This window comes from Micromonospora sp. CA-240977 (genome assembly GCF_050942285.1).
In the GTDB taxonomy this organism is placed as follows: domain Bacteria; phylum Actinomycetota; class Actinomycetes; order Mycobacteriales; family Micromonosporaceae; genus Micromonospora.
Map to the genome: position 1 here is coordinate 6748958 of NZ_CP192055.1, position 10976 is coordinate 6759933.

8 protein-coding genes are annotated in these 10976 nt (G+C 71.2%); 5 read left to right on the forward strand and 3 right to left on the reverse strand.

Annotation, left to right across the window (positions count from 1 at the left end; translation table 11 throughout):
• The first annotated feature begins 388 nt into the window (after positions 1-388).
• The gene (locus ACQPWW_RS30620; protein ID WP_433127319.1) at positions 389-1567 is read left to right on the forward strand and encodes an ABC transporter substrate-binding protein; all 1179 of its coding nucleotides are present in this window, start codon (positions 389-391) and stop codon (positions 1565-1567) included.
• A 159-nt stretch (positions 1568-1726) separates the two neighbouring features.
• Here ACQPWW_RS30620 and ACQPWW_RS30625 read toward each other — a convergent pair whose 3' ends face one another.
• Entirely contained in the window at positions 1727-2587 is an 861-nt protein-coding gene (locus ACQPWW_RS30625; RefSeq protein WP_433127321.1) for an ABC transporter permease, read from the reverse strand.
• Between the two features lie 104 nt (positions 2588-2691).
• Entirely contained in the window at positions 2692-3723 is a 1032-nt protein-coding gene (locus ACQPWW_RS30630) for an ABC transporter substrate-binding protein (RefSeq protein WP_433127323.1), read from the reverse strand.
• A gap of 271 nt (positions 3724-3994) precedes the next feature.
• Between ACQPWW_RS30630 and ACQPWW_RS30635 the strand changes: the two genes are divergently transcribed.
• The 4 genes from ACQPWW_RS30635 to ACQPWW_RS30650 all read left to right on the forward strand — a co-directional run bounded on the left by ACQPWW_RS30635 (position 3995) and on the right by ACQPWW_RS30650 (position 9227).
• Positions 3995-4780 (forward strand): ABC transporter ATP-binding protein, encoded by a 786-nt coding sequence (locus ACQPWW_RS30635; protein WP_433127324.1) that lies wholly within the window; start codon positions 3995-3997, stop codon positions 4778-4780.
• Between the two features lie 2 nt (positions 4781-4782).
• A complete protein-coding gene (locus ACQPWW_RS30640) occupies positions 4783-5733 on the forward strand; it encodes an LLM class F420-dependent oxidoreductase (protein ID WP_433134684.1) in 951 nt (316 codons plus the stop codon).
• On the forward strand, positions 5730-6038 hold the full coding sequence (locus ACQPWW_RS30645; protein ID WP_030329959.1) for a cupin: 309 nt from the start codon (positions 5730-5732) through the stop codon (positions 6036-6038). The genes ACQPWW_RS30640 and ACQPWW_RS30645 overlap by 4 nt, the downstream gene beginning before the upstream one ends.
• A 78-nt stretch (positions 6039-6116) precedes the next feature.
• Positions 6117-9227: a hypothetical protein gene (locus ACQPWW_RS30650; protein WP_433127325.1), complete on the forward strand. Its 3111-nt coding sequence runs from the start codon at positions 6117-6119 to the stop codon at positions 9225-9227.
• A gap of 156 nt (positions 9228-9383) precedes the next feature.
• Here ACQPWW_RS30650 and thiC read toward each other — a convergent pair whose 3' ends face one another.
• A complete protein-coding gene (gene thiC, locus ACQPWW_RS30655; RefSeq protein WP_433127327.1) occupies positions 9384-10976 on the reverse strand; it encodes a phosphomethylpyrimidine synthase ThiC in 1593 nt (530 codons plus the stop codon).

Below are 10976 nucleotides of genomic sequence, written 5' to 3' on the forward strand. Positions count from 1 at the left end.
GGGACCACGCGCGGCACGGTCGCGATTTCATCAGAGATGATCCTGTTTGGGAAGCCGCAGTGAGGTAGAAAACGGTCGGACTGAGCGCATCCCGCGATCCGGGCAACTGATACCTTCATTTCCGCAAGCCCCTGAACAGGGCATGTAACTCCTGAGTGGTCACGCGTGCATGCAAAGTGAGCTTTTGCAAACATTGCGTTACCCCAGCATGTGGGATGACCGTCCCGAAAATGCTACCGGGGTCCGCGCTTGACCACAGCGCCGGCCATTGGCAAGGTTTTGCAGGCTTCGCGCACACACCGTACGGCAGAGGAGATCCCGTCTTCCACTGAGGACGGATTAGCGGCGGTGACCGGGCAGCGCCCGCGCCCGCACCTGGAGGACTGAGTTGAGCCCCATCCGCTCCGCGACCATCGCGGCGCTCGCATCGGCCGTAGTGGCCACCACGCTCACCGGCTGCCAGTTTGGCGGGGCGGAGCAGGACACGAGTCCGATCGTGATCGCTGCCGACCTCGAACTCTCCGGCGCCGCCGCCCCCGTCGGGCGGGCATACCAGCGCGCGCTGGAACTCAAGAGGGACCAGTTGAACTCCTCCGGGGCACTGAACGACCGGAAGATCGAACTGAAGGTGAAGGACAACCGTTCCGACTCGGCTGAGTCACTTCGCAACATCGTCGACTTCAGCAGCGATTCTCGGGTCAGCGCGATCATCATGGGTGGCTGCAACGAATGCGCAGTCGGCGCGGTGGGAACCATCAACGAGAAGCGGATTCCCACCATTGCGCTCGCCGCTTCCGGCGCCATAGCCAGCCCGGTCGCGGAACGGCGTTACGTGTTCAAGCTCGGCCCCAACGCCCCGGACAGCGCGGCGGCGCTGACCACCGAACTGCGTCGCAACAACATCCGCAAGGTGGGGGCGCTCGTCAGCGACGACGACTACGGCCAGGAGGGCGCGACAGCGCTCAAGAGCGAGCTGGACAAGGCCAACATCACGTTCCGCGAGCAGCGGGTCAAGACCACCGACACCGACGTCAGCCAGCAGATCCAACAGCTTGTCGCGGGCAAGCCCGACGCGCTGGTCTTCTGGACCCCGCCGGAGCAGGCGACACTGGCTGCCACCAGCGCTTCGCAGACCACCTTCCGCGGGTCGCTCTTCTTCGACGCGGGTGCGGCTGGCGACCTCTTCCTCGGCGCGGCGGCCAGGGCCACCGAGCGGGCCACGCTGATCTTCACCCAGACGATGGTGATCGACGACGTCATCGCGACGACCCCGGCCAAGGCGGCGCGGCGGCAGTGGTTCCAGGACTACACCGCGCGCTTCGGCGGCTACAACGGGTCCTCGTCCTTCGCGGCGGACGCCATGCAGCTGATCGCCGACGCGGAACTCCGCGCCGGCGGCGAGGTCGGGAAGGTGGACCGTAACGGCATTCGGGACGTGCTCGAAACGTCCCAGATGGACGGCCTGTCGGGCCCGATCCGAATGACGCCGGACAACCACAGCGGGCTGATGCCGCAGGCGCTCACCACGCTGGTGGCCCGGAACGGCCGCTGGCGCCTGGCGGGGTAACGGCCACCGGGCCGCCCTCCTCAACTCGACGTCACTGATGTCGCGGTAACCGGGAACTCCGACACCCCAACCTCACGAAGGCCGAGTCGATCAAGAAAGGGCCGGCCTCCCGATCGGGAGGCCGGCCCTCCGCATTCCGAATCTTGATCTTGCGGTGGGTCAGCGGCTGCTTGTGGTTTCCCGCACCCAGGGCAGCGCGATCCGCTCGATCAGCAGGAGCGCCGAGTAGAGCAGGATGCTCACCAACGCCACCAACATGATCGCCGCCCACGCGGTGGCGGTGTCACCGACGCCGGCGTACTGCGTGATGACGTAGCCGAGGCCACGCTCACCGGCCTGGAACTCACCGATCACCGCGCCGATCGCGGCCAGCGGCATTGCCACCTTGAGCCCGACGAAGATCTGCGGCAACGCGGCCGGGAAGCGGACCTTGCGGAACGCCTGCCAGCGGGAGGCGTTCCAGGAGCGCACCAGCTCGGCCAGATCGGCCGGCGTGGTGGTGAGCCCGGTCGCGGTCGAGAGCACAATCGGAAAGAAGCAGAGCAGGAACACCATGGTCAGAATCGGTCGCTGGCCCCAACCGAGCGCCACCACCAACAACGGGCCCAGCGTGATCTTCGGCACCGCGTTCACCGCGACCAACAGTGGGGTGAACATCCGCTCCACAGTGCCGGAGCTGGCCAGGGAGAGTCCGATCAGGACGCCGGCCGCCGCCGAGAGCGCGAAGCCGATCAGGATCTCCAGCATGGTGGCCCAGGTGTGCTCCAGCATCTGGGCGGGCTTGTCGACGAACGCGGTGAGCACGTCGCCGGGCGGCGGCAGCGCCGCGGGATGGACCAGTTCCAGCCGGGCGGTCAGCCACCACGCCGCCAGGGCGACCAGGAGGCCGGCCGCGGGCAACAGCGCCGCCCCGGCCCCGGCGCGGAGACCGGCGCCTCGACCCGCCCGCCCAGCCCCGGGTCCGACACCCACTGGTGGGGATGCCGCCACCGCCGGGTCCACCGACCGGACGTCGGTCATCTTGTCCTCCTCGAAATCGCACGGCCCCCCGGGGGCCGACGAGCGACGGGGGTACGCCCCACCCGGGAACCGGCGGGACGCACCCCCTGGTGACGACCGGACGATCAGGCCTTCGGCGCGAGGCTGAAGTCGATGATCTGCTCGGGGGTGATGTTCTGCTTGAGCGCGCCCGCGCCCTGCAGGATCGCGATGCTCTTGGCGACCCGACCGCTGTCCAGGGTGCCGATCGCGGTACCGGTGTTGCCGGAACGGACGTACGCGGCCATCAGCTCCAGCTCGGCGGCGGCGGCGACCGGGTTGGCGGCGTCGACGTTCTTCTTCAGGATCTCGCCGGCCTCCTTGGAGTTGGCCAGGCTGTACTCCAGACCCTTGAGCAGCGCCCCGGTGAACTTCTTCACCATCTCGGGCTTCTCCTTGGCGATCTTGGAGGAGGTGATCAGCACGTTGCCGTAGAGGTCCTGCATCACGTTGCTGTACGGCAGCATGACGGCCTTCTTCTTGGCCACCGCCTCGATGGTCGGCTGACCGACGACGAACTGGCCGATGCCGTCCACCGAACCGGAGGCGAGCGTGCCGATCAGCGCCTGTGCCTCACCGTTGACCCAGGTCACCTTGCTCGCGTCCACGCCGGCGAGCCGGGCGTACGTCGGGAAGAGGTTGCGGACGACGGACCCGGGCGTGTCGGCGAGCTTCTTGCCCTCCAGGTCCTTCGGGGAGGCGATGTTCTTACCCTCGACCGAGGCGATGCCGGCCATGGTGCGCTGCTGGATCGCGGCCACCACTGTGAAGTCCTTCGCCTGGCCGTTGCCGACCTGGAGCAGACCACCGGTGAGGTCGATCGGGCCGAAGTCGGCCTGACCCCCGACGACGGTCTGGATCACACCACCCGTGCCCTGACCAGCCTTGATCTCGACGTCGAAGCCGGCGTCCTTGAAGAAGCCCTTCTCCTTCGCCACCCAGGCGTAGGAGTCACGGCCGAAGTTGCCGAAGGAGGTGAGGTAGGTCACGTGCTCCAGCGCCCCACCCTTGCCGCCCTTGGCGTCGTCGGCCGAATCCGACCCGCTGCTGCAGGCGGAGACAAGGGCGAGGGCGGTGGCCAGCGCGGCCGCAGCGACCGTACGGGTCAGCCTTCTCATCAGTGCACCATGTCCTTTCCGACCGGGGCCGGAAGGGCCACCGGAGGGGGTTGTCGTGACGGGCCGGCGGAAGGGGTGGAAGCCGGACGCCGCCGTAGTGAGGGGACTCTTCGCGGGCACAGCGTACGAGAAAGCCACAGTTGTGACGCCAGGCGTATCGGGTTGCGGAACGGATACAACCTCGTGACCACCCCGGACGGTGCGATACGTCAACAGGCCGGCTAGCCTTTGCCCGATTCCTGACCGTCCACTCAGCGGAGGAGCGCCGGAAATGATCCAACTATCCGGGGTGTCCCGTACCTTCGAAGGCCGATCAGGCCGGGTCGAAGCGCTGCGTGGCATCGACTTCGACGTCACCGAGGGCGAGTTCGTCGCCGTACTCGGTCGCTCCGGTTGCGGCAAGTCCACACTGCTGCGGCTGATCGCCGGACTGCTCCCGCTGACCGCCGGTGAGATCACCGTGGCCGGCACGCCGATCTCCCGTCCCCGCCAGGACATCGCCATGTTGTTCCAGAAGCCGGCGCTGCTGCCCTGGCGCACCGTGCTGGACAACGTCCTGCTGCCGGTGGAGATCTTCGGCTGGAGCCGCGCCAAGCACCGCGAGCGCGCCCGGCAACTGCTCGACGTGGCCGGGCTGGCCGGCTTCGAGAAGCGACTGCCGCACGAACTCTCCGGCGGCATGCAGCAGCGGGTGTCGCTGTGCCGGTCGTTGATCGGCGAGCCCCGGGTGATGCTGATGGACGAGCCCTTCTCCGCATTGGACGCGCTCACCCGCGAGGAACTCTCCGGCGAACTCCAGCGGATCCACATGGAGAACAAGCCGACAATCGTCTTCGTCACCCACTCGATCGACGAGGCGGTGCTGCTCGCCGACCGGGTGGTCGTGCTGAGCCCCCGCCCCGGCCGGATCCGCAAGGTGGTGGACGTCACCATCCCCCGGCCGCGCACCCTGGGCCGCAACGCCCACCTGGCCGATGTCGCCCGCGTCAGCGCCGACCTCCACGAGCTGCTGATGGAACGCGAGCAGCCGGCGGCGGCCGGCGCGGAAGGGCGATGAACATGCGGGTGTCGATCTTCACCGAGCCGAACCGCGGCGCCAGCTACGACACGCAGCTCCGGTTCGCCCAGCTGGTCGAGGCCTGCGGGTACGAGGGCTTCCTCCGCGCCGACCACTACCAGTCGATGGGCGCCGACCCGGGCCTGCCCGGCCCGACGGACGCCTGGCTGACCCTCGCCGCACTGGCCCGGGAGACCCAGCGGATCAGGCTCGGCACCCTGGTCACGTCTGCCACCTTCCGGCTGCCCGGCCCGCTCGCCGTGATGGTCGCGCAGGTCGACCAGATGAGCGGCGGCCGGGTCGACCTCGGCATCGGCGCCGGCTGGTACGAACGCGAGCACACGTCGTACGGCATCCCGTTCCCGCCGGTCGGCGAGCGCTTCGACCGGCTGGCCGAGCAGCTCGAGGTGATCACCGGGCTGTGGCGGACTCCGTCCGGGGAGACCTACAGCTTCAGCGGCGACCACTACCGCCTCGTGGACGCGCCGGCCCTGCCCAAGCCGGTGCAGGTGCCCGGACCACCGATCATCGTGGGTGGGCGCGGCCCCAAGCGCACCCCCGAGCTGGCCGCCCGGTACGCCGACGAGTTCAACATGCCGTTCAAATCCGTGGCGGACACCGCCGAGGCGTTCGACCGGGTGCGGGAGGCGTGCGAGCGCACCGGTCGGACGGAGTCCGGTCGGGCGCCGCTGGTGCTCTCCGCCGGGCTCGTCGTGGCCATCGGACGGACCGACGCCGAGGCCCAGCGCCGGGCCGCGCCTCTGCACGTGAAGAGCGCCCTGCCGCCGGAGGACCCGGTGGTCGGCTCGCCCGCGCAGCTCGCGCAGCGGATCGGCGAGTTCGCCGCCATCGGCGCCACCCGCGTCCACCTGCGCCTGATCGACTTCGCAGACCTCGACCACCTTGAGCTGATCGCCGCCGAGGTGCTCCCCCAACTGGACGGAGAACGATGACCGACGTGATCGACGGAACCGAACTCGGGCCGGTGGGCCAGGAGATCGTGTACGAGAACGACCGGGTCCGGGTCTGGCACATCCGGCTTGAGCCGGGTGAGCGGCAGCCACTGCACCGGCACGACCACCCGTACCTGGTGGTGGCGATCGAGGGCGCGAAGAACGTCGTGCAGACCGTCGACGGCACCCGCATCGACGCCGACGAGCCCACCGGCGGAGTCGTCTACCGGGACCCCGGGGCCGTACACATGCTCACCAATGTCGGAGACACGACTTACCTGGCCCGACTGGTCGAACTCAAGTAGACCCGCCGAGGCGCGAGCCGGCGCGCCGCGCGGCGCGCCGGTGGCGGTCGGGTGTACGGGGTGCGTAACGTGCCGGACATGGCCTTTCGGACCTGGGGCAGACTGCTGCTCACGGCGCTCGGGGTGAGCATGCTGGCCGGGGCCGGCCAGCTCGGCGTCGCGTACGGTTTCGGCATCGTCCGGCTGACCGGCGCCTTCACCGGCACGACCGTCAACCAGTGGCCGGCCCAGCTCGTCTGGGTGGGCTGGTTCGCCGCGAACGCCGCCGTCGCCGGCGCTGTCCTGACCGGACGTCTCGCACGCAGCGATGCTCCGGCGGCAAGCACCCGCCGGCAGTTGGCGATCGGCGGCGCGGCGGCGCTCGGCGCCACAGTCGTCGCCCCGCTCTGCATGCAGCCCGCCCGCGCCGCGGAGCTGATCTCCGTCGACCCGGTCTGGGCGGTGGGCATCTGCGCCATACTCGGCGCGGTGATCGGGGCGGGCGCCGCCATCGCCGTGCTGTTCCGGCCCGAGCTGGGCTGGAACATGGCCGCCGTGGCCGGCGTGGTCTGGCTGCTGGCGCTGATCTCCGTCCTACCGTCGCTCGGCACGGCCGGCCCGCTGCCGACCGTCCGGCTCGGTGTGCTGGAGCCGAGCTGGCTGAGCGACGCCACCGCACAACGGCTCGCGCTGCTCCTGCTGCCCACCGTGGCACTGCTGGCCGGGGCCGCGACCGCCGGACTGGCTCGCTGGCGGGGCCAGGATCCGCTGATCAGCGGGGTGACCGGGGTGGCCGGTCCGGTGCTTGTCGCGTTCGCCTACCTGACCGCCGGCCCGGGCGACGCCGTGGACCGCTACCAGGTGAATCCCTACTACGGCTCGTTGATCGCCATCCTCTCCGGCGCGCTCGGCGCGGCCGCCGCCGCGCTCTTGCGCTGGCCGTTGGTCGCCCGCACCACGGATTCGCAGGCGATCGAGCCCAGCGACATCCTGCGCGCGCTGCCCACCGGCCCGGCCCTGCCCAACGCCGCCTCGCCGAGTCCGGCGAACGACCCGGACGCCACCGAGCGGGCCACCGCGCCCTCGACCGACACCGAGCCCGCCGGGTCGCCCGCCGGCCGGGAGCTGGCCGGCGGGAAGGTGTCCGGCGCGGAGTTGGCCGACGCCGCCCCAGGTCCGCGTGCCGCAGGCGGCTCCGACGGAGTACGCACCGTGCCGGCCCACTGGGACTGGCCGGCGACCACCGCAAGCGGTCAGCACGGTGCCACCCCTGTCGCTCCGGGGACACCGGCGGCCTGGCTGACCGATCCGACCGGTGAGTTCACCACCGGGAGGCAGACGCCCCCGGTGAGCCGGGATGAGGTCACCTCCCCGGCCGAGACCCCACCCCCGGCCAAGATCGCCGCCGGTAGCTCGACCGACACCGCCCCCACCAGCACCGCGACCGGACGCGCCGACGCCGCCACTGCGGCGGGTGATCCCGCGACCGACGAGCCGACCGGCAGCACCGCGACGGGCACCACCGGCGGACGCGCCACCCGCAAGGGCACGGCGACCAGCGCCCCGACGGGCACCACAACGACCAGCTCGGACAACTCCAGCCCCGGCACCGCCAGCACGACCAGCACGGCCGCCGCCGCGCGCACGGCAACGGCCGACGCGAGCCCGGCTGCCGCCGACGCGAGCCCGGCTGCCGCCGACGCGAGCCCGGCTGCCGCCGACGCGAGCCCGGCTGCCGCCGACGCGAGCCCGGCTGCCGCCGACGCGAGCCCGGCTGCGGCCGACGCGGTGGAAGCGAGCCCGGCAGCGGCCGACGCGGTGGAGACGAGCCCGGCTGCGGCCGACGCGGGCGGGGCCAAGCCTGGCCCGGTCGGTGCGCCGCCGACGGTCAAGCCTCGTCGAGCCCGTAAGCCAAAGGCCAGCCCGCTCGCCGCAACCGACCCGGCGGATGGGACGTCGGCGTCGGGGTCGAAGACCACCGACGAAACGGTCGCCGGCACTGCCGTGCCCGGCCAGCAGGGCCGGGACACCGAGGGCACCCCGACCACCGAGGCCACTCCGACCACGGCGGCCCCCACCCGGGCAGCGGTCCCGACCACCAGAACCGGTCGGACGAGAACAACCGCCACCCCGACCGCCACCGGTCCGACGAAAACCCCCACCCCGATCACCACCACCGGCCCGACGAAAACCCCCACCCCGACCACGACCATCGGCCCGACCAAGACGCCCACCCCGATCACCACCACCGGCCCGATCAAAACCCCCACCCCGACCACGGGCCCGACCGGAGCGCCCGCTACTCCGACCGGCACCACGGCGGCGGCCGACCCGCCGCGTACCCCGGATGTCGTCGGCACCGGTCCCACCGCGGCACCGGCCGACCCGGCCGGGGAATTGCCGACCGCCGGGGCTGGCGGAACCAACAGCGCGCGGCCCACCACCGAGGACGGTCCCGCCGCCAGCGACCGGGGCGCGGGCCGCTGGACGCCGACGCAGTCGGCCTGGCCGGTCACCCCGGCCTGGACGGTGCCACCGCAGGCTTCCGAGTCGGGGGCCGCCGAAGCGGAGCCGCCGACCGGCCCGGACGAGTCGACCGGGCAGACACCGAAGCCCCGGCACCGGATGCCGCTGCCGGATCTGAGCCGGGCGGGCACCTGGAACGCGTTCGACACCTCCCGCCGCGCCGGCCCGACAGGGTCGCCGGACAGCTCGACGGCCCGGCCGACGACGACCGGGCCGGCCGTGGTCAGCGAGTTGGCCGCTCCGGCCAGACACCCGGTCCCGACGGATTCTCCGGTCGGGCCGGACCGGGTTGGCGCGCCCACCGGCACCGGCAACCCGGCACGCACCGACGAGCGGGCAAGCACCGGCAACCCGGCACGCACCGACGACCCGGCACGCACCGGCAACCCGGCAGGCACCGACGACCCGGCGAGCACCGACGCGACACCGGCCGCGCCTACCGCCGAGAAGGTGGCCGAGCAGCCTTCCCGGCGCGGACGGCTCGGCGGTCTGTTCCGCCGCAACAGGTCCCGGAGCGACGAGAAGGGCGCGGAGGCGTCGGACGCGCCGGAGGCCCTGCCGGCCCAGGACGAGGAGTTCGTCGACTGGGTCGCCGGTCTGGGCAAGCCGGTGTCGGACAACGAGCCGGAGCAGGAGAGCGGCCGACGCTCGCTGCGCTCCACCGGGCGGCACCACCGCGACTGACCCGCCGGCCAACGGGTCGGAACGCCGAACGGTTGCGCCTGATCCACTCGGGCTCATTGATGTCGGGGTGTCCCAGCCACCCGGATACCGCGATATCAGTGAACCCGAGTGGATCACCCCGGCACGGCGGGCCCGCCGTGCCGGGTGCGGATCAGGTCAGGCCAGCGGCAGGTAGACCCGGCCGCCGCCGGAGACGAACTCCTCCGACTTGTCCTTCATGCCGCGCGCCGCGTACTCCTTGAGCTCCTGCGTGATCTTCATGGAGCAGAACTTCGGGCCGCACATCGAGCAGAAGTGCGCCGTCTTCGCCGGCTCGGCCGGCAACGTCGCGTCGTGGTACGAGCGCGCCGTCTCCGGATCCAACGACAGGTTGAACTGGTCCTCCCAGCGAAACTCGAACCGCGCCTTCGACAGCGCGTCGTCCCAGTCCTGCGCGCCGGGGTGCCCCTTGGCCAGGTCCGCCGCGTGTGCCGCGATCTTGTACGCGATCACGCCCGCCTTCACGTCGTCCCGGTCCGGCAGGCCGAGGTGCTCCTTCGGGGTGACGTAGCAGAGCATCGCGGTGCCGAACATGCCGATCATCGCGGCGCCGATGGCCGAGGTGATGTGGTCGTACGCCGGTGCGATGTCGGTGGTCAGCGGGCCGAGCGTGTAGAAGGGCGCCTCGTGGCACCACTCCTGCTGAAGGTCCACGTTCTCCTTGATCTTGTGCATGGGCACGTGACCGGGACCCTCGATCATCACCTGCACGTCGTGCTCCCAGGCGACAGTCGTCAGCTCGCCGAGGGTACGCAACTCGGCGAACTGCGCCTCGTCGTTGGCGTCGGCGATAGAACCGGGCCGCAGCCCGTCGCCGAGAGAGAACGTCACGTCGTAGCGCGCGAGCAGCGCACACAGCTCCGCGAAGTTGGTGTAGAGGAAGTTCTCCTCGTGGTGCGCCAGACACCACGCCGCCATGATCGAGCCGCCCCGGGAGACGATCCCGGTCACCCGGTCCACGGCCAGCGGCACGTACGGCAACAGCACCCCGGCGTGCACAGTCATGTAGTCCACGCCCTGCTCGGCCTGCTCGATCACGGTCTCCCGGAACACCTCCCAGCTCAGCTTCACCGGGTCGCCGCCGACCTTCTCCAACGCCTGGTAGATCGGCACCGTCCCGATCGGCACCGGCGAGTTCCGCACGATCGCCTCGCGGGTCTCGTGGATCCGCTTCCCGGTGGACAGGTCCATCACGGTGTCCGCGCCCCACCGGGTGGCCCAGGTGAGCTTCTCCACCTCCTCGGCGACCGACGAGCTGACCGCCGAGGTGCCGATGTTGGCGTTCACCTTGACCAGGAACGCCTTGCCGATGATCGCCGGCTCGCACTCCGGGTGGTTCACGTTGAGGGGCAGCACCGCCCGGCCGGCGGCGATCTCGGCCCGGACCAGTTCCGGGTCGACGTTCTCCCGGATCGCCACGAACTCCATCTCCGGCGTCACCACACCGGCCCGCGCGTACGCGAGCTGCGTCGGCCGGCGACCGTCCGCGCCGGCGAGCGGCGTACCCGCGCCCCGCACCGGCGCCACGTCACCCCGCTCGGCGATCCACGGCCCGCGCAGGGGCGGCAGCCCCACCTCCGGGTCCGACCCCGGGCCGGACGTGTCGTAGAGCCGCACCGGCGGAAGATCCCCGGTCAGCTCCACCTCCGCGAACGGCACCCGCACATCCGGCCGCGAACCCTCGACGTACACCTTGCCTCGTGCCTGCAT